Origin of the sequence: Kitasatospora sp. NPDC058478 (assembly GCF_042720345.1) — a bacterium.
Taxonomy (GTDB): Bacteria; Actinomycetota; Actinomycetes; order Streptomycetales; family Streptomycetaceae; genus Kitasatospora.
Map to the genome: position 1 here is coordinate 103,672 of NZ_JBHXML010000005.1, position 21,526 is coordinate 125,197.

21 protein-coding genes and 1 pseudogene are annotated in these 21,526 nt (G+C 73.6%); 5 read left to right on the forward strand and 17 right to left on the reverse strand.

Going from position 1 to position 21,526, the window contains the following annotated elements:
- Window positions 1-272: 272 nt before the first annotated feature.
- The 3 genes and pseudogenes from ACFWPT_RS04315 to ACFWPT_RS04325 form a co-directional block, all read left to right on the forward strand.
- Entirely contained in the window at window positions 273-410 is a 138-nt protein-coding gene (locus tag ACFWPT_RS04315) for an HNH endonuclease (RefSeq protein ID WP_380479548.1), read from the forward strand.
- A 104-nt stretch (window positions 411-514) separates the two neighbouring features.
- Entirely contained in the window at window positions 515-1,279 is a 765-nt protein-coding gene (locus ACFWPT_RS04320; protein WP_063349995.1) for an SDR family NAD(P)-dependent oxidoreductase, read from the forward strand.
- Window positions 1,280-1,503: 224 nt separating this feature from the next.
- Window positions 1,504-1,683: pseudogene (locus ACFWPT_RS04325) on the forward strand (hypothetical protein); the annotation flags it as partial.
- Window positions 1,684-1,721: 38 nt separating this feature from the next.
- Here the strand turns inward: ACFWPT_RS04325 and ACFWPT_RS04330 are convergent.
- The 6 genes from ACFWPT_RS04330 to ACFWPT_RS04355 all read right to left on the reverse strand — a co-directional run bounded on the left by ACFWPT_RS04330 (window position 1,722) and on the right by ACFWPT_RS04355 (window position 6,463).
- The gene (locus ACFWPT_RS04330) at window positions 1,722-2,231 is read right to left on the reverse strand and encodes a GNAT family N-acetyltransferase (protein ID WP_380479461.1); all 510 of its coding nucleotides are present in this window, start codon (window positions 2,229-2,231) and stop codon (window positions 1,722-1,724) included.
- 97 nt (window positions 2,232-2,328) lie between these two features.
- The gene (locus tag ACFWPT_RS04335) at window positions 2,329-3,324 is read right to left on the reverse strand and encodes a phosphotriesterase (RefSeq protein WP_380479463.1); all 996 of its coding nucleotides are present in this window, start codon (window positions 3,322-3,324) and stop codon (window positions 2,329-2,331) included.
- Window positions 3,321-3,869, reverse strand: a complete 549-nt coding sequence (locus ACFWPT_RS04340) for a carboxymuconolactone decarboxylase family protein (protein WP_380479465.1) — start codon at window positions 3,867-3,869, stop codon at window positions 3,321-3,323. Before ACFWPT_RS04340 ends, ACFWPT_RS04335 begins: the two co-directional genes overlap by 4 nt.
- A gap of 17 nt (window positions 3,870-3,886) precedes the next feature.
- A complete protein-coding gene (locus ACFWPT_RS04345) occupies window positions 3,887-4,507 on the reverse strand; it encodes a DUF4865 family protein (RefSeq protein ID WP_380479467.1) in 621 nt (206 codons plus the stop codon).
- Between the two features lie 130 nt (window positions 4,508-4,637).
- Entirely contained in the window at window positions 4,638-5,204 is a 567-nt protein-coding gene (locus ACFWPT_RS04350; RefSeq protein ID WP_380479470.1) for a TetR/AcrR family transcriptional regulator, read from the reverse strand.
- A gap of 239 nt (window positions 5,205-5,443) precedes the next feature.
- Window positions 5,444-6,463, reverse strand: coding sequence for an LLM class flavin-dependent oxidoreductase (locus tag ACFWPT_RS04355; protein ID WP_380479473.1), 1,020 nt, complete (start codon window positions 6,461-6,463; stop codon window positions 5,444-5,446).
- Between the two features lie 437 nt (window positions 6,464-6,900).
- Between ACFWPT_RS04355 and ACFWPT_RS04360 the strand changes: the two genes are divergently transcribed.
- Window positions 6,901-7,890, forward strand: a complete 990-nt coding sequence (locus ACFWPT_RS04360) for an aldo/keto reductase (RefSeq protein ID WP_063351537.1) — start codon at window positions 6,901-6,903, stop codon at window positions 7,888-7,890.
- 98 nt (window positions 7,891-7,988) lie between these two features.
- Here the strand turns inward: ACFWPT_RS04360 and ACFWPT_RS04365 are convergent, their stop codons facing one another.
- The 6 genes from ACFWPT_RS04365 to ACFWPT_RS04390 form a co-directional block, all read right to left on the reverse strand.
- Window positions 7,989-9,062, reverse strand: a complete 1,074-nt coding sequence (locus ACFWPT_RS04365; RefSeq protein WP_380479476.1) for an LLM class flavin-dependent oxidoreductase — start codon at window positions 9,060-9,062, stop codon at window positions 7,989-7,991.
- A gap of 3 nt (window positions 9,063-9,065) precedes the next feature.
- On the reverse strand, window positions 9,066-9,971 hold the full coding sequence (locus ACFWPT_RS04370; protein ID WP_380479478.1) for an ABC transporter substrate-binding protein: 906 nt from the start codon (window positions 9,969-9,971) through the stop codon (window positions 9,066-9,068).
- Between the two features lie 63 nt (window positions 9,972-10,034).
- Window positions 10,035-10,793, reverse strand: a complete 759-nt coding sequence (locus ACFWPT_RS04375) for an ABC transporter ATP-binding protein (RefSeq protein WP_380479480.1) — start codon at window positions 10,791-10,793, stop codon at window positions 10,035-10,037.
- On the reverse strand, window positions 10,790-11,656 hold the full coding sequence (locus ACFWPT_RS04380; protein ID WP_380479483.1) for an ABC transporter permease: 867 nt from the start codon (window positions 11,654-11,656) through the stop codon (window positions 10,790-10,792). Before ACFWPT_RS04380 ends, ACFWPT_RS04375 begins: the two co-directional genes overlap by 4 nt.
- Window positions 11,653-12,681: an NrtA/SsuA/CpmA family ABC transporter substrate-binding protein gene (locus ACFWPT_RS04385; protein ID WP_380479485.1), complete on the reverse strand. Its 1,029-nt coding sequence runs from the start codon at window positions 12,679-12,681 to the stop codon at window positions 11,653-11,655. The genes ACFWPT_RS04380 and ACFWPT_RS04385 overlap by 4 nt, the downstream gene beginning before the upstream one ends.
- A gap of 113 nt (window positions 12,682-12,794) precedes the next feature.
- Window positions 12,795-13,817: an ABC transporter substrate-binding protein gene (locus tag ACFWPT_RS04390; protein WP_380479488.1), complete on the reverse strand. Its 1,023-nt coding sequence runs from the start codon at window positions 13,815-13,817 to the stop codon at window positions 12,795-12,797.
- A 468-nt stretch (window positions 13,818-14,285) separates the two neighbouring features.
- Between ACFWPT_RS04390 and ACFWPT_RS04395 the strand changes: the two genes are divergently transcribed.
- Window positions 14,286-15,068 (forward strand): IclR family transcriptional regulator, encoded by a 783-nt coding sequence (locus tag ACFWPT_RS04395; RefSeq protein ID WP_380479491.1) that lies wholly within the window; start codon window positions 14,286-14,288, stop codon window positions 15,066-15,068.
- 81 nt (window positions 15,069-15,149) lie between these two features.
- Here the strand turns inward: ACFWPT_RS04395 and ACFWPT_RS04400 are convergent, their stop codons facing one another.
- The 5 genes from ACFWPT_RS04400 to ACFWPT_RS04420 form a co-directional block, all read right to left on the reverse strand.
- Window positions 15,150-15,983: a winged helix-turn-helix domain-containing protein gene (locus tag ACFWPT_RS04400; protein WP_380479493.1), complete on the reverse strand. Its 834-nt coding sequence runs from the start codon at window positions 15,981-15,983 to the stop codon at window positions 15,150-15,152.
- Window positions 15,984-16,935: 952 nt separating this feature from the next.
- Window positions 16,936-17,487 (reverse strand): ATP/GTP-binding protein, encoded by a 552-nt coding sequence (locus ACFWPT_RS04405; protein WP_380479550.1) that lies wholly within the window; start codon window positions 17,485-17,487, stop codon window positions 16,936-16,938.
- A 127-nt stretch (window positions 17,488-17,614) separates the two neighbouring features.
- The gene (locus ACFWPT_RS04410) at window positions 17,615-18,136 is read right to left on the reverse strand and encodes a DUF742 domain-containing protein (RefSeq protein WP_380479495.1); all 522 of its coding nucleotides are present in this window, start codon (window positions 18,134-18,136) and stop codon (window positions 17,615-17,617) included.
- Window positions 18,137-18,144: 8 nt separating this feature from the next.
- Complete coding sequence (locus ACFWPT_RS04415; RefSeq protein WP_063349983.1) at window positions 18,145-18,564, reverse strand: roadblock/LC7 domain-containing protein; 420 nt, start codon at window positions 18,562-18,564, stop codon at window positions 18,145-18,147.
- Window positions 18,561-21,458, reverse strand: coding sequence for a nitrate- and nitrite sensing domain-containing protein (locus ACFWPT_RS04420; protein ID WP_380479497.1), 2,898 nt, complete (start codon window positions 21,456-21,458; stop codon window positions 18,561-18,563). The genes ACFWPT_RS04415 and ACFWPT_RS04420 overlap by 4 nt, the downstream gene beginning before the upstream one ends.
- Between the last annotated feature and the right edge of the window lie 68 nt (window positions 21,459-21,526).

Below are 21,526 nucleotides of genomic sequence, written 5' to 3' on the forward strand. Positions count from 1 at the left end.
GGGAGACCGGGGCCTACCTCTACAAGTCCGCCTGGACCAGGATCGACAGGCACGTCATGGTCAAAGGGGCGAATTCCCCTGACGACCCGTCCCTGATCGAGTACTGGGCGGCCCGCCGACGCCGCAGTCTGCCTTCGACGGTCGATAAGACATCGATCGCCCTGGCGGCACGTCAGAAGGGGATTTGCCCGCTGTGCAAACAGCCGCTGATCTCCGGTGCCGAATACGAACCCGACAGCCCGCGAGAGTGGGCCGCATGGTTCGCGGCATCGATGAAGCCGTTGCACAAACACCACTTCATCTATCGACGAGACGACGGGCCGGACACACGAACGAACCTTCGCCTCGTACACGCCGAATGTCACCGCCAGCATCACGCTGGCGACCATAGAAGGGCCATAGACGCATGACCATCCAAAGCAGCCAGCAGGGTCCGCTTGAGCCGGATGCGGGGACGACCCGCACGTCCGGTTCTGAGGGGGCCGGGGTGCGGCAACGCACCCCGGCTACCCGACTGGAGCGCTTCAGCGGACGGAACGTCCTGATCACCGGCGGCGGCTCTGGCATCGGCCAGGCGACCGTGCACCGGATCCTCGCCGAGGGAGGGAAGGTCGTCGCCGTCGACGTCGACGAGGACGGTCTGAAGACGACCCTGGACCGCGCGACCGTCGACGGCACCGCGGACCGCCTGGCCATCCAGGTCCTGGACATCTCGGACGAGGCAGCCGTCGTCACCGGCGTCGCGGCGGCGATCACGGACCTCGGCGGGCTGGACGCCCTGGTCAACGCGGCCGGCATCCTCCGCTCCTCGCACACCCACGAGACCAGCCTGGAGTTCTGGAACAAGCTCCTCGCGGTCAACCTGACCGGCACCTTCCTGATGACCCGCGAGGCGCTCCCCGCGCTGCTCGCGGGCGGCAGGGGCGTGGTGGTCAACTTCAGCTCCACCTCGGCGAGCTTCGCCCACCCCTACATGGCCGCGTACGCCGCGACCAAGGGCGGCATCCAGTCCTTCACCCACGCCATCGCCTCCGAGTACGCGAAGCAGGGCCTGCGTGCGGTCTGCGTCGCGCCGGGCAGCATCGACAGCGGCATGACCCACAACCCGGGGCTGCCCGCCGACGCCGACTTCAGCCTGCTCGCCAAGCTCGCCCCGGCCCTCGGCCAGGGCTTCGCGGGTCCGGAGACGGTGGCCGGGGTGATCGCGATGCTGGCCTCCGACGACGGCGCGTTCGTCACCGGCACCGAGCTGCGCATCGACGGCGGCACCCACATGTGAGCCGCCGGACGGCAGCACGACGGTGGGGCCCCAGCCACTCCCCCCGGTGACACGGGCCCCACCGTCACGTCGCGGACGGCGGGGCCGGGCTCATGACGAGCGCCGAGCTCGTGAAGGCCGCTGGCTCGTGAAGGCCGCTCGGGTCAGCCGAGGCAGCCGTTGCGGGCCGCGGCGAGGACGGCGGTGTCGCCGCCGGCCCGCACCTGGCCGGGCTCGCCGCACCCGAGCGTCCGGCCGCCCGGCTCGCCCTGCTCACCGCCCTCGCGCCGTACCGGCTCACGGAGGCCGACGTGGCCGCCTGGCGCGCCGTTCGGCCCGCGGCCGGCGACGGGGAGCTGACGCGGCTGCTCGCTTTCGGTGCGTTCGCGGCCGTCGAGCGAGTGGCGGGGTGGATCGGCGGGTGACCGGCCCGCCCGGCCCGTCCGGCCGTCAGCTGCAACCGTCAGCGCAGCGACTTCGCCATCACGAGCTCCCGGGCGACCCTGTCGGCGAGCGGCCCGCCGGGCTCGGCGAGCACGGTGAAGCCGTGCCGGCGGTAGAGCGTGATCGCGGGTTCGTTGCCGGGGAGCACCGCGAGGCGCAGCGTGCTGCCACCGGATGCGCGGGCCCAGCGCTCGACCTCCTCCAGCAGGCGGTCGGCGACGCCCCTGCCGCGCGCCTTCGGTCCGACCCATACCGAGCGCAACTCCCGTACGCCGTCGGCTCCGGGGAGGCCGTCCGCCAGGCCGACGGGAGTGGCGTCCGGACCATCCGAACCGGCCGGACCGTCCAGCAGCGCCGCGACGTGGTGGGCGCCCGGCAGGTGCAACCGGGCGCGCCACCGTCCCTCGCCGCCGTGGTGCCAGTCCGCCAGGCGGGCCTTGAAGGCGTGCGGCGCGTCGGAGAGGGCGGCGAGGCGCAGGTCGCGCCAGAGCGGCCAGTCGTCGGTCGTGAGGATGCGCAGGGTCACCATGGCCGTCACGGTAGGGCGTGGGCGGCGGGCCTTCGCCGAAGGCCCGGGGTCGGCCTGCGGCCGGGGTCGAGACCGGGGCGAGCCGAGCAGGGACGGTTCAGGGCGTGCGCCAGTCGGTGGCGAAGGCGGCGGCCGGGTTGGCGGTGAGGAGGAGGCCGGGCAGTTCGGGGCCGAAGGTGCGGGCGAGCCGTGGGACGAGGTCGTTGAGCAGCTCGGTCGGGCCGCCGGCCCGACGGGCGGTGCGGGTGGTGGTGTCGGCGCCGAGGAGGAGTCGGGAGGCGTGGCCGGCCTCGACGAGGTCGGCGATGACGTCGAAGGCCTGGTGGTCGGCCGGGTGGCCGGCCCGGGAGGGGCTGTCCAGCGCGAAGTAGACGCCTTCCGCCGCGAGTTCGCGGTGCACCCGCACATCCGGCAGCCGGGTGAGGTGGCCGAGGATGATCCGGTGGGGCGGGACGCCGTGTCGAACGTGCAGCCGGTTCAGTACGAGGTGCGGGTGGGCTCGGGGTTCGAGGTGAACGGCGATCGGGGCACCGGTGGCGCGGTGCGCGTCGGCGGCCGCGGCCATCACCCGGCGGGTGTGCGCCGTGGTGGTCCCGGGGTCGCAGGCGACCTTGATCAGGCCCGCCCGGACGGCCGCGGGCGACGCGGGCGCTTCGGGGGCCTCGGGGGCTGCGGGCGGTCCAGGCGGTCCAAGCGGTTCAGTGGCCGGTTCGGTGGCCGGTTCGGCCGTCAGCCCGGTGGTGAGTTCGGCGATGAAGCGTTCGGCCAGCCCGTCGTACAGGACGGGGAGGGTGTCCGGGTCGTAGTGGGCCGCCTGGTGCAGGCCGGTGGCGGCGAGGACGTGGACTCCGGTCACGCGGGAGAGCTTCGCGAGGGAGTCCGCTCCGCGGCCCATGCCGTACGGGGTCCACTGGACGAACGACCGTCCGCCGGACGCCGCGAAGGCGCGCAGGACTCCCTCGGCGGCGGCCGGGTCGTCCAGTTCCTCGCCGGGGAGCAGGGGGCTGCGGATGAAGAGGTGGTCGTGGGAGTCGGTGGCACCGAGTTCCGCGGGGTCGAGGTCGCCGAGGACGGTACGGATCGTGGGGGTCATGCCCGGTCCTCCTCGATCGGGGATGCCGGGGTCGGGTCTGCGGCGGCCGGGGGCGCCTCGGTCGGGGGCGCCTCGGCGAAGGTGGCGGTGGCGACGCGCAGGCCGGCCAGGGCCTTGGGGACGCCGACGTAGGGGGCGAGGTGGACGATGACCTCGGTGATCTCCTCCCTGGTCAGGCCGATCCGCAGACTGTTGCGGACGTGGTCGGCGAGCTGCGGCTCCACGCCGCCGAGGGCGGTGAGCGCGGCCAGGTTGGCCACCTGCCGGTCGCGCAGGGCGAGGCCGGGGCGCTGGTAGGTGCCGCCGAAGAGACTGGTGACGATCCAGTCGGGGAAGCCGGGCGCGAGACCGTCCAGGCCGCCGAGGGTCGCGGCGGCGACCGGGCCGGCGAGGTCGGCGAGCAGGGCGTAGCCGGCTTCGCGGTCGAGCGGCGCGGGGGTCAGGTCGGCCGGTGTCATCGGGGCGGGGGCCGGGACGGCGGTCGCGGTCGCGGGGGTGACGGGGGCGGTCGCGGGGGTGACGGTCGCGGTCATGGGGCTGGTCATGGAAGTGGCGAAACCTTTCACCAGTGTCGGCCGCCGGGCAGCCGGTCGAGTTCGGGACGGGACAGGTGCAGCACCTGGTAGCGGATGCCCGGCACGTCGTCCGGGGCCGGGCCGTACCAGAGGGCGAAGCGGACCAGCTCCCAGCGGCTCGGATCCACCGCGACGGCGGCGGTGTGCAGAGCGGGGTGCGCGGGGGACTCGGCGAGGGCCCGCTCGACCGCCTCGGCGGGATCGTCGGACTCGGGGAGCCTGACGATGTGCCGGGTAGCCGTGATCGCGGTCGCGGTTGTGGTCGCAGTCGAGGTCGAGGTCGAGGTCGCCGGAGCGTCCGGCACGGCGCCGTGGGCCAGACCGGCGCCGAGCCAGTGACGGACGGCCGGGCGGCCGAAGTCGGCGCTCAGGCCGCGAAAGCCCGGTCCCCAGAGGAAGCTGTTCATGCCCTCGGCGGTGCGCCAGAGGTAGAACGGCGCGTACTGGTTGACGGGCGACCCGTCGCGGCCCCGCTCGCGGACCAGGTACGCCTTGAGCCCGAGGCCCGGGTGCGCATCGAGCAGATGGCCCTTGTCGGCGACGCGCTTGCGGATGATCCCCAGGTCGTAGTCGGCGGGGAGGGTGATCTCGTACTGCATGGCGTGCACGGCGGGTCTCCTCGGTCGGATCGTCGAGCGGGGATCGCTCGGCCAGTCGGTCACGCGCGCGGTCTCGCGGCCGGTCACGCGGTCACGCGGCCAGTCGGTCACGCGGCCGCTCAGCCGTGCGCGGCGCGGGTCAGGCGGTGCGCTGAGCGGCGAGCAGGCCGAGGGCGCCGCGTACGGCCTGCTCGAAGGGCTCGGCCCGGCCGGCCGCGCGGGCCAGGACGTGGCCGCCCTGGACGACGGCGACCACGGCGGCGGCGGTGTCGGCCGGGTCGACACCGGGGACGAGCTCGCCCGCGGCCTGGCCCTCGGCCACCAACTCGGCGATCCGGGCGCGCAGCCAGTCGAAGGTCTCCTCGACGGGGGCGCGCAGTTCGGGGTCGGCGATGACGTCCGGGTCCTGGGCCATCCGGCCGATCCGGCAGCCGCGCAGCACGTCACGGTCGCGGTGCAGGTAGGCGGCGATGCGGTCGTACGCGCCGCCGGGGGCGGACAGGTCGGCGGCGGCGACTCCCCGCAGTTGCTCGGCGCTGCGGCGCAGGGCGGCTGCGGCGAGGTCGGGCTTGCCGGCGAAGTGGTGGTACATGCTGCCCTGGCCGACACCGGCGTGCTGCTGGATGGCCTTGGGGCTGGTGCCGACGTAGCCGCGCTCCCAGAGGAGTTCCTGGGTGCTCTCGATGAGGCGGTCCTGGGTGGTCATGCGAACCACTGTACATACCAGTAGGTACAGAAGGCCAGGAATTTCCCAGCTCGACGCGGACGCGGGGCGGGCGGACGAGTTCGCGCCGGGGACGAGGCGGGCCGACGGGTTCGCGCCGGGGACGGCCGAGGGCCGTGCGCCGCCCCCCGGCGGCCACGGCCCCTCGCCCGCTCGTCTCCCCCGCCCCGACCGGCGGCACTCCACCGCGGCCGGTGGCGCGCGTCACGTCGGGCGGGCGCTCACGGAAGCTCGCGCCTGACCACCGGGGCGACCTCGGCCGCGAACAGCTCCAACTGCTCCCGCTGCGCCCCTTCCGTCAGGGCGTCGACTCCGATCCCGACCACCTCGTTGCCGAAGGCCTCGTGATAGCGGTGGATCTTCTCGATCACCTGCTGCGGGCTTCCGACCAGGGCCGAACCGTGTTCCAACGCGTCCTCCAGCGAGGTGAACGGCGACTTGTTGTGCCGGCCGGCCGCCGAACTGAACATCGCGTCCCAGTACGGACGGAAGCCCTCGACCGCGTCCTGCGAGCGCTTGGCGACGTACAGCCCGCCGAAGCTCGCGCCCACCCTGGCCTCCCTCGGATCGCGCCCGTAGTGCGCCCAGCGCTCGCGGTAGTGCTCCACCAGGGAGCGGTACTTGGCCAGCGGGTGGAAGGAGTTGGCGGAGAAGAGCGGGTCACCGTAACGGGCGGCCAGGTCGGTGGACTGGGTGCTGGTCGCGCTGCCGTGCCACACCGGGATCGGGTCCTGCAACGGGCGCGGCGACACGGCCGTGTCCTTGAGCGGCGGGCGGGTCGAGCCCTCCCAGGTCACCCTCTCCTCACGCCAGAGTCGGCGCAACAGGCCGTAGTTCTCGGCGAGCGCGTCCCACTGGCGCTCCTCGGGCAGGCCGAACAGGTCGAAGTGCCGCGGGTCGTTGCCCTTGCCGATGATCAACTCGACCCTGCCTCCGGAGAGCTGGTCGAGCAGGGCGTAGTCCTCGGCGACCCGGACCGGATCCAGGATGCTCAGCACCGTCACCGTGGTGAACAGCCGGATGGTGGAGGTGCGGGCCGCTATCGCGCTGAGCAGCACCGGCGGCGCCGGAGAGAGGAACGGTTCACCGTGCCGCTCCCCCACGCCGTAGCCGTCGTAACCGAGTTGCTCGGCCACCACCGCCTGGTCGATGACGTTCCACAGCTTCTCCTGCGGGGTGCGCTGGACGCCGGTCACGGGATCGGGTCCGTTGGCGACGAGGGACGAGACGGTGAACCGCACGGCGGTCTCCTTGGGGGCGCTCGATGGGGCCTCGGCGCGACGCCCTGACCCGAGGCGCGGGCACGGCTGCCGAGGAGGGGCGGCGGCGGCCCGCGCGGAACGCCCGGGTACGGGCTGCGCTCACGCGGGCGGCACCGGGAGGGGATCGCGGCGGAGCGGCTCTGGGGCGGCGTCAGCGCGAGGTGCAGCGGCGGCGACGACAACAGCGGGGCACGGCGGTCGCGATCGCGGGTGCGGTCATGGCCGTGGCCGTGGCCGTGGCCGTGGCAGCGAACACGGTTGCGATCTCGGGTGCGGTCGCGGGTGGGGTCACAGCCTGGACGGTCATCGTGACTCCCCCTTCGCCTCGCACGCGTACGATCCCCCGCGAGCATAAGCACCGGTCAGAAACGGGGCAAGGGCTTGATCCGCCCGCGACGACTGGCAAGATGTCCGGCATGAGCTACCTCGCCGCGGATGACCGCTATGCCTCGATGACCTACCGCAAGGCCGGCCGCAGCGGCGTTCAGCTGCCGGCCGTCTCGCTCGGCCTCTGGCACAACTTCGGTGACGCCCAGCCGCTGGAGGTCCAGCGCGCGGTGCTGCGCCGCGCCTTCGACCGGGGGATCACCCACTTCGACCTCGCGAACAACTACGGTCCGCCGTACGGCAGCGCCGAACGCAACTTCGGCTACCTGTTCGCCCAGGACTTCCGCCCGTACCGCGACGAGCTGTTCATCGCCAGCAAGGCCGGCTGGGACATGTGGCCGGGCCCGTACGGCAACGGCGGCAGCCGCAAGTACCTGCTGGCCAGCCTGGACCAGTCGCTGGACCGGATGGGGCTGGACTACGTCGACGTCTTCTACTCCCACCGCTACGACCCGGACACCCCGCTCGAGGAAACGATGGGCGCGCTGGACAGCGCGGTGCGCTCGGGCAAGGCGCTGTACGCGGCGATCTCCAACTACCCGGCGGAGCAGCACCGGGAGGCGGTGGCGATCCTGCGCGAGCTGGGCACGCCGGTGCTGCTGAACCAGTCGGCGTACTCGATCCTCAACCGGTACGTGGAGGAGGGCGTGCTGGACGCGGTGGGCGAGACCCGGACCAGCCTCATCGCCTACTCGCCGCTCGCCCAGGGCCTGCTGACGGATCGCTACCTGTCGGGCGAGGTGCCGGCCGGTTCGCGGATGTCGGTCGGGCGGTTCCTGACCGAGGAGGCGCTCAGCGGGCCGAAGCTGGAGCAGCTGCGGGCACTCAACAAGGTCGCCGAGCGGCGCGGGCAGACGCTGGCGCAGCTCGCGCTGTGCTGGGTCCTGCGGGACCCGCGGGTGGTCTCGGTGATCATCGGGGCGAGCAGCGTCGCCCAGCTGGACCAGAACATCGACGCGCTCGCGGGCGGTCCGCTGACCGCGGAGGAGCTCGCGGAGATCGACCGACTCAGCCTCTGAGCGGGTAGGGGGCTTGCCGCCGGAACGGGCGAACAACTAACAGCTGACAGATTTCATCATCTGTCAGCTGTTAGTTGTCACCTGTCAGCCGTCAGCCGTCAGCGGCGGATGCCCAGGGCGGGCAGTACCGTTTCTGCAACCCGGTGGGCCTCCTCCAGCAGGGGGTTACCGGAGAGGATGAAGGTGTCGACGCCCAGCGACTCGAACTCCTGCAACCGCTCGACCACCTGGGCCGTAGAGCCGACCACCGCCGTACCGGGGCCGGGGCGGAACAGGCTCATTCCCGGCCAGAGGTTCGGGTAGGCCTCCAGCTCCCGGGCCCGTGCGGGCACCTTGCCGCCGTGCTGGCGGAACTGCCGCTGCCAGCCGACCCCGTCCTCACCCTTCGCGCCGCCCAGTTGGCGGGCGTACGTGGCCTCGCTGGTGACGTCGAGCAGGCGGTCGGCGGCCGCCCAGGCCTCGTCCTCGGTATCGCGGACGATCAGGTGCAGCCGCAGCCCGATCCGCAGGGTCCGGCCGTGGGCGGCGGCCCGCGCCCGGACCAGGTCCAACTTCTCCTTGAGCAGGTGCGGCGGCTCGCCCCAGGTCAGGTAGACGTCCACGCGCTCGGCCGCCATCTCGATGCCGGCCACCGAACTGCCGCCGAACCAGAGCGGGATGCCACCGGGCTGGACCGGCGCCAGCTCCCGCAGGCTCGCGCCCGCGTTCTTCAGTTCGTAGAACTCGCCCTTGTGGTCGAAGACTTCGCCGGCGGTCAGGCGCTTGACGATCGACCAGTACTCGGCGCTGAGCCGGTAGCGGTCGTCGTGCTCGACGTCCAGTCCGTACTCGCGCAGTTGCGCGGTCGAGCCGTTGACCACGTTGAACCGCAGTCGGCCGCCGTGCATCCGGTCGAAGCTGAGCGCCATCTTTGCCAGCAGGGTGGGCGAGACCAGCCCCGGGTGGACGGCCAGCAGCGGCTTGAACGCCGGGGTGGTGGCGGCCGCGAGCGCACTGCCGAGCGTCCACACGTCGTAGAGGTCGGTCGCGAGCAGGGCGCCGGTGTAGCCCAACCGCTCGACGCTTCCCGCCAGTTGCTGCAGGTAGCGGAGATCCACCGGGCGGCGGCCGGCCGGCTCCCACGGGTAGTGGCCCTCGCGCGGGATGATGTACCAGAGGACTTCGGAGGCCACGGTTCAGACCGCCTTGGCGAGCGCGGCGGCCACCGGGGCCTCCAGCGCGGGCAGATGGGCGTCGGCGACGGTCAGCACCCGGTCGATGAACCCGACCCCGTGGAAGATGTCCGCGGCCTCCTGCTGCTCGGCGATGAACCCGGCGGTGGCGGGCTCCAGTTGCCACGGCAGTGCGACCAGCGCCGTCTGCCAGTCGACGGCCGAGCCGCCCAGCTGCTCCGCCGCGATCGCGGCCGCCTCGGCCGGGTGGGCGGCCACCCAGGCGTCCGCCCGGCGCAGCGCGGCGGCGATCGCGGCGACCACCTCGGGGCGCCCGGTCGCGAAGTCCCGGCGGGTGAAGAACACCGAGCGGTCGGTGATGACGTCGCCGGTGCGGATCAGCTCCCGAAAGCCCCCGCTCCGGCGGGCGGCGGCCAGTTCGGCGCCCTGGGCGATCCACCCCGCGATCTCGCCGTCGCGCAGCCGCTGGGCCTGGTCCTCGCCGGCCGCCGGGCGCACCGGGGTGACGTCCTCGGCGTACGAAAGCCCCTGCGCGTGCAGGGCCTTGGCGAGCAGATGGGTCTGCCAGGATCCGATGCCCAACACGACGGTGCCGCCCTTGAGGTCCGCCACCGCCTGGACCGGGCCGCCGTCCAGCACCAGCAGGGCGCCGTGGTCATGCCGGGGTGCGGAGACCGCCGCGTACACCAGGTCGTGGCCGGCCGCCTGGGCGGTGACCGGCGGGGTCGAGCCCGTCCCGCCGAAGTCGATGGTGCCGTCGGCGAGCAGCGCACCGGTGCGGGTGCCGTCGGCATAGTGGTGGAAGGCGCCGGTCTCGCCGAGCGGGGCCAGTTCCTCGTCCAGGTAGGGCAGTCGGGCGAGGTAGTAGAGCGAGGGGTTGCTGGCGTGGACGCCGAGGGTCACGGTCATCTGTTCAACTCCGGTGGTGCGGGCGGGCGGTCTTGAGGACGGTTCGGTGGGGCCGCTTACGGGTCAGTGGACGCCGAGGTCCGCCAGCAGTCGGCGGCGCAGGTCGGCGAAGGCCGGGTCGGCGGGGTCGCGGGGGTGGTCGACGGCGACCGGTTCGTCGCGCACGAGCAAGCCGTCACGCAGGACGGCGACGCGGTCGGCGAGCCGGACGGCCTCCTCCACGTCGTGGGTGACCAGCAGCACGGCGGGGCGGTGGCGGCGGACGAGGTCGCCGACCAGGTCCTGCATGCGCAGTCGGGTGAGCGCGTCCAGTGCGGCGAACGGCTCGTCGAGCAACAGCAGTTGGGGTTCGCGGACGAGGGCCCGGGCGAGGGCGACGCGCTGCGCCTCGCCGCCCGAGAGGGTGGCCGGCCAGGCGTCGGCGTGCTTGTCCAGGCCGACCTCGGCGAGCGCCTTGAGTCCGGTCTCCCGGGTGGCGGCACCGCGCGGCAGGCCGACCGTGACGTTGGCCAACACCCGCTTGGACGGGACGAGTCGGGGCTCCTGGAAGACCACCGTACGCACCGGCGGGACGAGCACGGTGCCCTCGTCGGCCCGGTCGAGCGCGCCGAGGATGCGCAGCAGGGTGGTCTTGCCGGTGCCGCTGGCGCCCAGCAGGGCGACGAACTCGCCCCGGGCGATGGAGAGATCGACGCCATCAAGGACGGCCCGGGTGCCGAACACCCGGCGCAGGCCCCGCAGATGGACGGCCGGAGCGGCGGCCGCGGGAGCGGCGGTCGCAGGCACGGAAGTGGCGGAAGTGGCGGAGGTGGCGGTGCTCATCGGGCTGCTCCCTGGACGGCCTGGCGCCACGGCATGAGGAGGCGTTCCAGGACCCGGACGACCGCGTCGGCGGTGAGGCCGAGCAGCCCGTAGATCAGGATGCAGACGGCGAGGATGTCGGTGCGCGAGTAGTTCTGGGCCTGGGCCATCAAGTACCCGATCCCCTCGGTGGAGTTGATCTCCTCGGCGGCGATCAGGGCGATCACGCTGAGCGTCATCGACAGTCGCAGACCGGACAGCAGGGCGGGCAGCGCGCCGGGCAGGACGACGGTGCGCACGATGGCCCAGCGGCCGAGCCCGAAGCTGCGCATCGCCTCGACCAGCTTGCGGTCGGTGTTACGGACGCCGCCGGAGGCGGACACGTACATCGGGAAGCTGGTGGCGACGCCGATCAGGGCGACCTTCGCGGTCTCGGTGATGCCGAACCACACCATGAACAGCGGGACCAGCGCCAGGAACGGGACGGTGCGCAGCACCTGGATCGCGGAGTCGAGCAGTTCCTCGCCGAGCCGGGTGAAGCCGGTGACCACGCCGAGCACCAGACCGGTGGTCGCGCCGAAGAGCAGGCCGAGGCCGGCCCGGGTGAGGGAGACGCCGAGGGCATCGGTGAGCTGGCCGTTGCCCCACAACTCGCCGACGGCTCCGGCGACCTGGGCGGGTGAGGCGAGGACGTCCTGGGTGAGGGCGCCGGTGGCGGAGGCGAGCGCCCAGCCGCCGAGCAGGGCGAGCGGGCCCAGGGTGCGCAGGATCACGGCGAGGGCGCGCGGGCGGGGCCGCTGCCGCCTGGTGTGCGGGGTGACGAGTCCGGCGTCGAGGGCGAGACGGGTCTCGTCGGTGGTGCGTTCGGGGGCGGCGGTGGTCACTTGGCACCGTCCCCGAGCTTGTTGATGTCGATCAGGTACGGCTTGACGTCCACGAGTTGCTTGGTGACCTTCTGGTCGGCGAAGAACCGGGCGACGGTGCCGAAGCGGGCGGTGTCGGCGTCGGAGATGGCCTCCGCGGCGGCGCCCTGCCCGCTGACGTTCACCGCGATGTCCTTCTCGGCGGGGGTGACGGCGGTCGGGCCGGAGTCGGTGAAGACGTTGAGGTAGGCGGCCGGGTCCGCCTTCTCCTTGAGGCCGTTCTCGCGCAGGTAGGTGTAGAAGGTCTTGACCACCTCGGGGTGCTTGTCGGCGAAGCCGTTGCGGACGGCCCAGACGGCGTAGTTGTCGGAGCCGACCTCCTTGCCGTTGGCCAGGAAGTGCGCCCCGGCGTTGGCGATGGTGGGCGTGGAGAAGGTGTTCCAGGTCGCCCAGGCGTCCACCTGGCCGGAGTTGAAGACACCGGCCGTCTGGTCGGCGCGCAGGTAGACCCGCTCGACCTTGTCGGCCGGGACGCCGTTCTTCTCCAGCGCCTTGAGCAGCAGGTACTCGCTGGTGCCACCCTGGGAGACTGCGACCTTGCGGCCGACCAGGTCCTGGACGGACTTGATGGGCGAGTCGTTCTTCACCAGGATCCCTTCGCCGACGCCGTCGGGCGCGGTCTGGGCGAACAGCTTGAAGCCGGGCTTCTGGGCGAGCGCGGCGACGGCCGAGGTGATCGAGCCCAGGGCGACGTCCAGTTGGTCGGCGGACAGGGCCTGCGCGGCCGGGGCGAACGGGCCCGCGCTGCCGGTCCAGGCGACCTTGGCGTGGACAGCGGCCAGCGCCTTGTCCAGCGAGCCGTCCTTCTTGCCGCGGGCGAGGAACCCGTTGTTTCCGGGGTCGGGCAGGCGGAGCACCACGTCGGCCTTGCCGCCGGCCCCGCCGTCGGCGGAGGCCTTGGCCCCGTCGGCGGACGAGCCGCAGGCGGCCAGTGCGGTGGAGGCGAGCAGCGCGGTGGCGGCGAGGGCGAGGCGGGGGGTCGTCACGGGGTCTCCAAACGAAGGACAGCTGACAAGTGACAACTTTCGAAATCTGTTATCTGAAATCTGTCTGCTGAAATCTGTTAGTTGTGATCTGTCAGCCGGCGGCCGGGCGGCGCTCAGCTGCCCACCGCGGCGCGGCGCCGTTCGCGCAGCAGCTCGTGGGCGGCGCGCAGGGGTTCCGGGTCGGCCCAGCCGGGGATGTCGACCGGGGAGGCGAGGAATCCCCGGTCCCCGAGGAAACGTTCCTGCTGCGCCAGCAGCTCCAGGCGCTCCGCCGAGAGGTCCAGGTGCAGGGTGCGGTGACTGCCCGGCGCGTACGCCCCGGCCACGCCCTCGGCGCCCGCGCCGGTCTCGGCCCGCAGGATCCGCACCACCTCCGCCGGGCGCTCGGCCGCCCAGTCGGCGGCCTCCAGCAGAACGGCGAGGAAGCGGGCTACCAGCTCCGGCTGCTCGTCCAGCAGTTGCTGGTGGACGGTGACCGGCCGAGGCGTCCCGTTGTTGACCCGGGCCCGGCGGTCCGGCGCCGCGTCCAGCTCCACGGCCACCTCCGCCCCGACCCTGCGGGCCGCCTCGACGGCGAGCGCCCCCTTCACGTACACGGCGTCCACCACACCGTCCCGCAGCGCGGCCAGCTCGCCGGCCCACTGCCCGCCGCCGGGCAGGCCCGGGACGTCGACCAGCTCGGCGTCGTCCAGCGTGAGCCCGGCGAGGCCGAGGGCGCCACGGAAGCCGGCCAGGGCCATCGCCCGCCAGAAGTCGATGCCGATGCCATGATGTGGGACCGCCAGCCGCAACCCGCGCAGGTCGCCGGGGCCGGTGATGCCGCTGCCGGCCCGGACCAGGACCACCTGGCGCTCCTCGATCCAGGTGAGGCCGATCAGCCGGGTCCGCTCGCCGCGCGAACGGGCCCACAGCGCCGGGACGTTGCCGCCCTCGCGGAACAGTCCGGTGAGCGCGTGGGTGTAGTGGTGGTCGGCGGCCACCTCCGGCGGGGCGTCCTGGAGCGAGCGGACGGCGATCCCGTCGGCGGCGAACTCGCGGGCGAGCCACCCCTGGTCGGCGGCGATCCCGGTGGCGGTGGGCACCGGGCAGCGGGTGAACCAGAGGGTGTCGGGGGCACTGGGGGAAGGGCTGGGCACGGGGTGTGGTCCTCTGCGGAGGGGGCGGGTTCGGCGGGCGCCGGAAGGCTGCGGGTCTGGGCACGCCGCGCGGGTCACGGGGCCCGGGGCGTCGGGGAGTTGCACGAGGTGGCGAGTCGGGCGGGGCGGTGGGTCGCGCGAGGCGGGGAACGCCGGACGGTGCGACGCGAGGGGAGCGTCAGCGACAACACGCGCAGGAGGCGAGGAACCGGTGGATCGTCACGGCGTCGCTCCTTCCTGCGGGTCGGGGTTGCGGGTGGTGCGCCGGACGGCGGGCGTCCGGCGCGATGGGAGGAGCGTTCCACGACGATCGAGCCGGAGGCAAGGTTTTGCCACATGGTGGGATCACTTGTTCATCAACGCCATTCCATTGCAACGTCGTCGACACAATCCCGCAGCACTCGCTGCCCTACGCTGAGACTCCTCCCGGTGATCCAGCCGGATTCCCGAACCGAAACGCGAGGTGCCATGGCCGAGGCCGCCACCGCCGTCCAGGGCCCGCCGGCCGGTGCGCAGGCCGTCCAGCGTGCGCTGGGGCTGCTGCACTGCTTCCACGACAACGGCCCCGACCTGAGCGCCTCCGACCTGGCCCGCCGGATGGACCTCTCGGTCTCCACCGCGCACCGGCTGGCCCGGACGCTGGTCAGCGCCGGCTTCCTGGAGCAGGACGAGCAGACCGCGCGCTACCGGCTCGGCCCGGCGGTCGCCGAACTCGGCCAACTCACCTTCCACCAGCGCGGACTGCACCTGGCCGCACCCGAGTTGGACCGGCTGTCCCGACGCACCGGGGCGACCGCGGACCTCGCGATCCGCAGCGGTCCGCACGCGGTCATCCTGGTGGGGGCCTCCGTCCGCCCGGACACCGGCCTCGGGCTGCGCCGGCCGCTGCACTCCACGGCGCTCGGCAAGGTACTGCTGGCCTGGCCGCGCCCGGGGGAGCCGACGGTGTCGGCGCTCGGCCCGCTGCCGTCGTTCACCGATCGGACGATCACCGAACCGGCCCGGCTCGACGAGGAGTTGGCGAAGGTCCGGAGCTCCGGGTACGCGCTCAACGACGGCGAGTCGGCCGCCGGGGTGCGGACGGCGGCCGTGCCCGTCCTGGACGGCACCGGGCAGGCCCGGTTCGCGCTGGCCGTCCGCTCGACCCCGGCGCACCTGACCGACGACCGCCTCGACTGGTTCCTGGGCCACGCCCGCACCTGCGCCGACGCGCTCGCCGTCCTGCTGCTGCCGCCCGATCAGCGTGCCTGACGTCACGTCACAATGCCGCAGCGGGCTGCCCGTTGCGCGATGGCACGGGCAACCCGCCGCGGCAGGAAGTTCGGTGGCCGATCAGCTGGCCGGGGTGTACTTGTATCCGACCCGACGGACCGTCACGATCGTGTCGCGGTAGCCCGGTCCGAGCTTGCGGCGCAGCCGGGCGACGTGCACGTCGACCGTGCGGCCGTCGCCGACGTGGCCGTAACCCCAGACCGCCGAGACCAGGTGATCCCGGGTGTGCACCCGCTGCGGGTGCTCGGTGAGGTGGGCGAGCAGCTCGAACTCCAGGTAGGTGAGGTCGAGCAGCCGCCCGTCGACGTAGGCGTTGCGCCGCTCGGCGTCGACGGCGATGCCGCGCCCGGCCGGTCGGACCGGGCGAACACCGGCCTGTGCGGGCACACTCACGTGCACACCGGCGTGCGCACCGACGTGCTGTACACCCGAGGGCCCGCCGAGGGGCGCGCCGGCGGGCACCGCCGCCACCGGGCTGTCGGCCGGCACGAGCACCAGGTACCCGACCATCGGATTCCCGGTACCGGCGCCGAACTGCGTGCCGTACTGGGCGAGCAGACCCTGCGGCAGCGCGCCCTGCGGCAGCGCGGCGACGACGGTCGCCCCCTCGGGCAGCGCGGCGAGCAGGGCCGCCGGCGCGGCCGGGAGGACCGCGCCCGGCTGGGGCACGACGCCCGCGCCCGCCGGCCGGGACGGGATCGCGTGAGAGGGCCGGACCGCTCCCCCGGGCCATCGCTCGGCGGCCGGCGAGCCGTGCGAGAGCGGGGAGGCGGAGGAGCCCGGCGCGCCGGAGACGCCGGAGCCGACCGGGGCGACGCCCGGGACGGAGCGGACCGCGCGCAGATGCGGGGTCGCGGAGGGCAGGGGCAGGGTGGCCGTGGATGAAGAAGACATGGTGTGCCGCTCATTTCGCGCGTGACGGACGGGGTGGAGTCGTCTGCGCGTCGACCGGGCGTACTGCCGGGCTGATCCGGAATCAGCCTGCGGAGGGCCGGGACGCGCCGGGCGAGCCCGGACACGTCTGATCGAACAGGTGCGGCTGCCGGGACGGCCAGAACGGCTCAAGGTCGAGGCGACCCTGGTGGCTGTCCCCGGCGCGGTTCGCGCGCCCGTTCCACCGCCTGGCCGGTCCACCCGCGCACATCGCGGAGGCCGCCCCGGTCGAGCGGGGACGGCCGGCGATGCCGGGGGCGGGGCTGGTGCAGGCGATGTTCACTGGTGGTCTCTCCGCGAGGCGGGGCCGGATCGGCGGTCGCGGGCACGCCGGATGAGGCGGGTCCGCTACGGCCTGGTCGACGGGATTGGCGGTGCGTCAGACGGCGGCCGGGTGGGCCGGGAGCGTCGGGGACGTACCGGGAAGGGGCCGGCCGGTCACCGACAACAGGCGCTGCAGATCAGCGCCTGGTCGATGTAGCGACGGACGGTGAGCACCGGCGTGACGGGGGCGGGATCGGTCGTGGCGCGTTGCTGGCCGACGGTCATCCTGCTGCCCTCCCCCTTGCTCTGCACGACGGCGCGTCGTCGTCGATGCGCGCCTTCGTGAACGGAACGTTTCCGGCCCTCCCGACGGCATGGCCGGGCGGCTTTCGTGCCCAGAGCCTTCCACGCCGGGCCGGTCTAGGCAACCTTCGGCACACCGAACGTCCGGGATGCGGACAACCGAATGAGACGTCGGGAGGCTCGGAGGCTCTGTGAAGCCTCTGTGCGGGTGCAGTGCCGGACCGATGGTGCGGCGGCGTCAGACCGGGGGCGCGGTGTCGTCAGACCGGGGGCGCGGAGGCGTCAGACCCGGACGCGGTGTCGTCAGACCGGGTCACGGCAGCGCCCGGCCCGGGGTGTGGCGGCGTCAGATTCGGGCCGGGGCGCCGCGGTGGCGACGGGCGGCGGCGTGCTCGACGAGCGCGACCAGGAGTTCCTTCCCGTCCTCCCGCAGGCGGGCGTCACACAGCAGCACGGGAATGTCCGGGTCGAGGTCGAGCGCGTCGCGGACCTCGTCCGGGGAGAACCGCTCGGTGCCGTCGAAGCAGTTCACCGCGACCACGAACGGGATGCCGCGCTGCTCGAAGAAGTCGACCGACGGGAAGCAGTCGGCCAGCCGCCGGGTGTCCGCGAGCACCAGTGCGCCGAGCGCGCCGCGGGCCAACTCGTCCCAGACGAACCAGAACCGGTCCTGCCCGGGCGTGCCGAACAGGTACAGCGCGAGTCCGGGCCGCAGGTCGATCCGGCCGAAGTCCATCGCCACGGTGGTGGTGCGCTTCGCCTCCACGCCCGAGGTGTCGTCCACCGGGCGGCCCAGTTCGCTGAGCTCCTCCTCGGTGCGCAGCGGCCGGATCTCGCTCACCGAGCCGACCAGCGTGGTCTTGCCCGCGCCGAAGCCGCCCGCGACGAGGATCTTCACCGCGACGGCCGGGCCGCCGCGCCAGCGCGGGTCGTTGGCGCGACCGCCGGAGCCGTGGCCGCCGGGGGTGCCGCCACCAGGGGTACTGCCGGCAGAGGTGCCGCCGGCAGCGGCGCGGCCGTCGTGGTCAGAGCGCACGGAGTCCATTGATCACGTCTCGCAGCAGGCGCTCGTCCGGCAGCTCGGCGAGCGGAACGGGTCGGGTGACGCTGATCAGCTCGGCGTCGTAGAGGTCGCCGAGCAGCACCCGGACGACGCTGACCGGCAGGTCGGTGTAGGAGCCGAGTTCGGCGACGGACAGCGGCTCGCGGCGGCACCAGGCGAGGAGGGTCTGGTGCTCCGGGTCGAGGACGTGCGCGGGCACGGCCCCCGCGTTCGGTCCGGGCTCGGCGGCGGTGATCAGCGAAATCAGGTCGAACAGGCCGTCCTCGACCGGCCGGGTGCGGCCGCGGGTCATCGAGTAGAGCCGCACGACCGGGCCGGCCTCGTCGTCGAACCAACGGTCGTCGGCAGGGGCACGCGGGTGGAGCAGGTCGGACTCGGCCCCGTCCTGGCCCACCTGCTCCACCACCGCCCCGGCCGACACGTCCGAGCCGCCCGAGCCGGACGACTCGGGCGGCCCCGCCGCCTCAGCCTTCGGATCCGCCATCGGACCGCTCATCTCCCCGGCGGCGCGGCTTCGGTGCGCGGCTCGGCGGCCAGGTGCTCGCCGACCCGCTTGACCAGCAGCGCCATCTCGTAGGCGATCTGGCCGATGTCGGCCTCGGCCTCGCTCAGCACGGCCAGGCAGCTGCCGTCACCGGCCGCCGTGATGAACAGGAACGCCTCGTCCAGTTCCACCATGGTCTGGCGGACTCCGCCGACCTTGAAGTGCCCGCCGGCGCCCTTGGCCAGGCTGTGGAATCCGGCCGCGACGGCCGCCAGGTGCTCGGCGTCCTCGCGGTCGAGGTCGCGGGAGGCTCCGGTGGCCAGGCCGTCGCTGGAGAGGATCACGGCGTGCCGCAGGGCCGCGACGCGCCCCACCAGGTCGTCCAGGAGCCAGTTGAGGTCCCCGGACGGCTGCGTCGAAGTGGTCATGAATCAGTTCCTTCCGATGGAGCGGGTGGTGCAGGTGGTGCTGTTGGTACGGGTGTTGTCGATGGTGCAGGTGGTGCTGTTGGTACGGGTGTTGTCGATGGTGCAGGTGTTGCCGATGGTGCAGGGTTTGCCGGGTTCCGCCGGACGGGCGAGCCGGCCGGCACCCGACGGGCGAGCGGTGCCCGCGCACCGTCCGGCGGCGCGGACAGCGCCGCCGGGGCGGGTGCCGGACTGATCGCCCGCCGGGCGGGGTCCGGCGGCTGCCAGGCGGGTACGGCGGCGGGCCGGGCACTCGACGGGGCCGACCTGGGCGTGGCGGCGCCGCGCCCTCGGGTGAAGCCGCGCTGGAACGAGGCGAAGGTGGCCCGCGCCTCCTCGGGCGAGCGCTCACGCGCCCGCTCGGCCTCCTGGGCCTCCCGGGCCCGTCGGGCGGCGAGGGCGGCCTCGTCCTCGGGCCCGTTGTCGGCCCGTTCCCGGAGGCGCTCCTTCAGCTGCTCCTTGAGCTGCGGCGCGAGGTTCGCCTGCCGGACCCGCCGGGGCAGCCCGCCCTCGGTCCGCGGGCCTGCGACCAACGGCAGGTCCGCGGGCCCGTCGACGACGGGAGCGGCCGTGGTCGGCCCGTCCCGACGGTGGCGCCCCGTCCCCGCACCGTCCTCGGCGTCCCTGGGCGGCGCGGGCACCAGCACCGGCCCGCTCTTGGTCCGCGAGGCCCGTCGCGGCAGCCCGCCCGGTGTCCGGGCCGGCTCGGGCGTGGACGGCCGTGGACCGCCGCTGCCCCGGTTCCGCTCGTCCTCCCCCGCGACGGAACCGGCCGCAGACCCGGCACCGGCACCGGCACCGACACCGACGGCAGAGCCGGCAGCGGCCCGAGCCGCGCCCTCCGCCGCACCGCCGCCACCACCGCCACCACCGAGCGCGGGCACGGCGACCAGGTCGCGCTGTCCGCGCCGGACCGGGGCGGAGCGCTGTCCGGTGGGCGGCGGTTCGGGCAGGCCGTCCGGCGCCTCGGCGAGCAGTTCGCGCGGGATCAGCACGACCGCCGTCGTCCCGCCGTACGGGGACGGGCGCAGGTGGACCCGGATGCCGTGCCGCCGGGCCAGCCGGCTGACCACGAACAGGCCCAGCCGGTCGGTGTCGGCGAGGTCGAACTCCTGCTCCACGGCGAGGCGTTCGTTGGTTTCGGCGAGGAGTTGATCACTCAGCCCGAGCCCGCGGTCGTCGATCTCCAGCGCGAATCCGTGCGCCACCACCTCACCCTGGACGGTGACTTGGGTGGTCGGCGGGGAGAACACCGCGGCGTTCTCGACGAGTTCGGCGATCAGGTGGGTGACGTCCGCGACGGCGCTGCCGAGCAGGCCGGTGCCGGGGAACGGCCGGACGATCACCCGGGCGTAGTCCTCGACCTCGCCGACCGCCGCGCGGACCACGTCCACCATCCGGACGGGCTTGCGCCAGGCGCGCCCGGGCGAGCCGCCGGCGAGGATGATCAGGCCCTCGGCGTGCCGCCGCATGCGCGTGGTGAGGTGGTCGACCTTGAAGAGGTCGGCCAGCTCGGTCGGGTTCTCGGTGCGGCGCTCCATGGTGTCGAGCAGGGTGAGCTGGCGGTGCAGCAGCACCTGGCTGCGCCGGGCCAGGTTGACGAACACCGCCGAGACGCCGCGCCGCAGTTCGGCCTGTTCGACGGCGGCCTCGACGGCGGCCCGCTGGACGGCGTTGAAGGCCTGGCCGACCTGGCCTATCTCGGCCGCCCCGAAGCGCAGTTCGGGTGCCTCGGCCGCGACGTCCACCGCCTCGCCGCGGCGCAGCCGCAGCATGACGGAGGGCAGCCGGGCGCCGGCCAGTTCGTTGGCAGCGTTGCGCAGTCCGATCAGTTCGCGGGCGAGGCCGCGCCCGATCCGGAAGGAGATCAGCACCGACAGGACGACCGCGACCAGGCCGATCGCACCGGCGATGCCGCCGCGCCAGAGCAGCCCGATCGCGGCGGACCGTTCGCGCTCGCCGATCCCGTTGGCGATCCGGGTGTTGATCGAGGTGAGGTCGCCGAGCGCCCGGTCGGCGGTCTCCCGCCAGGAGTCGCCGTTGATCGCCTGGGCGACCCGCTCGGGGCCGCCGGCGCCGACGAAGTCCGCTTCGGCGCGGGCCAGCGCGGCCCAGGCCTCGCCGCCGCGCAGGGCGATGTAGTCGGACTGGTCCGCGGGTTCGAGTTCGGCGATGTAGACGGTGAACAGGGCCTGCTGGTTGTGCAGGGCGTCCAGGGCGACCTGGTACTGCTCGGCGGTGGGCTTGGCCGCCCCGCCGCGCAGGCCCTCCATCGCCGCGTCCTCCTGCGCGAGGTACTCGCGGGCGCGCACCAGCTCGATCAGGATGGTCCCCTGCCGCGGGAGTTGGCCGGTCTGCCGGGCGACGTAGGCGGACCGGAAGCCGAACACCGGCTTGACCAGGTCGCTGTACTGCCCCAGCGCGAACTCCCAGTTGAGCGCGGAGCGGCCGACCTGCGCGCGCAGCGGTCCGATCTGGTCGGCGGCGGCGATGATCTGCAGGAAGCGGCCGCGCTGGGAGCTGGAGAGCTTGCCGCCCGCGTGGTCCTTCTTCTGCCGCAGGACGTCGAGGCTGCGGTCGGTGGCGGCCTTGGCGTGTTCGTAGGCGTCCGTGGCGACCTGCGAGTTCGGGACGGCCAGTCGCTGGACGGCCGCGCGACGCTCGTTCTGCAGATCGTCGGCGTACCGGTCGACCGGGGTCCCGAACTCCTTGTACGTACGGCTGATCTCCAGCTGGCCCCAGACGTCTCCGGTGGTGGCGAAGGTCGCGTACACCCACAGCGCGGTGAGTGCGACGATGGGCACCAGGAGCAGCGCGATGATCTTCGCGCGGATCGAGCTGCTGCGCAGACGCATGGAGTCCTCGGTCGGGAAGTGCCAGGCGCGGACGGGGAGCGGTTCGGAGGAGCCGCGGGGCTCGGCCG

Bases quoted from the DNA above. Each gene is read 5' to 3' on its own strand.
- ACFWPT_RS04340 (WP_380479465.1), bottom strand. From the start codon at position 3,869: ATGACCAGCCCCATGACCGCGACCGTCACCCCCGCGACCGCCCCCGTC.
- ACFWPT_RS04360 (WP_063351537.1), top strand. From the start codon at position 6,901: ATGAGCTACCTCGCCGCGGATGACCGCTATGCCTCGATGACCTACCGC.
- ACFWPT_RS04410 (WP_380479495.1), bottom strand. From the start codon at position 18,136: ATGGCGGATCCGAAGGCTGAGGCGGCGGGGCCGCCCGAGTCGTCCGGC.
- ACFWPT_RS04330 (WP_380479461.1), bottom strand. From the start codon at position 2,231: ATGGTGACCCTGCGCATCCTCACGACCGACGACTGGCCGCTCTGGCGC.
- ACFWPT_RS04400 (WP_380479493.1), bottom strand. From the start codon at position 15,983: ATGTCTTCTTCATCCACGGCCACCCTGCCCCTGCCCTCCGCGACCCCG.
- ACFWPT_RS04335 (WP_380479463.1), bottom strand. From the start codon at position 3,324: ATGACCCCCACGATCCGTACCGTCCTCGGCGACCTCGACCCCGCGGAA.
- ACFWPT_RS04420 (WP_380479497.1), bottom strand. From the start codon at position 21,458: ATGCGTCTGCGCAGCAGCTCGATCCGCGCGAAGATCATCGCGCTGCTC.
- ACFWPT_RS04315 (WP_380479548.1), top strand. From the start codon at position 273: ATGAAGCCGTTGCACAAACACCACTTCATCTATCGACGAGACGACGGG.
- ACFWPT_RS04395 (WP_380479491.1), top strand. From the start codon at position 14,286: ATGGCCGAGGCCGCCACCGCCGTCCAGGGCCCGCCGGCCGGTGCGCAG.
- ACFWPT_RS04415 (WP_063349983.1), bottom strand. From the start codon at position 18,564: ATGACCACTTCGACGCAGCCGTCCGGGGACCTCAACTGGCTCCTGGAC.
- ACFWPT_RS04350 (WP_380479470.1), bottom strand. From the start codon at position 5,204: ATGACCACCCAGGACCGCCTCATCGAGAGCACCCAGGAACTCCTCTGG.
- ACFWPT_RS04375 (WP_380479480.1), bottom strand. From the start codon at position 10,793: ATGAGCACCGCCACCTCCGCCACTTCCGCCACTTCCGTGCCTGCGACC.
- ACFWPT_RS04370 (WP_380479478.1), bottom strand. From the start codon at position 9,971: ATGACCGTGACCCTCGGCGTCCACGCCAGCAACCCCTCGCTCTACTAC.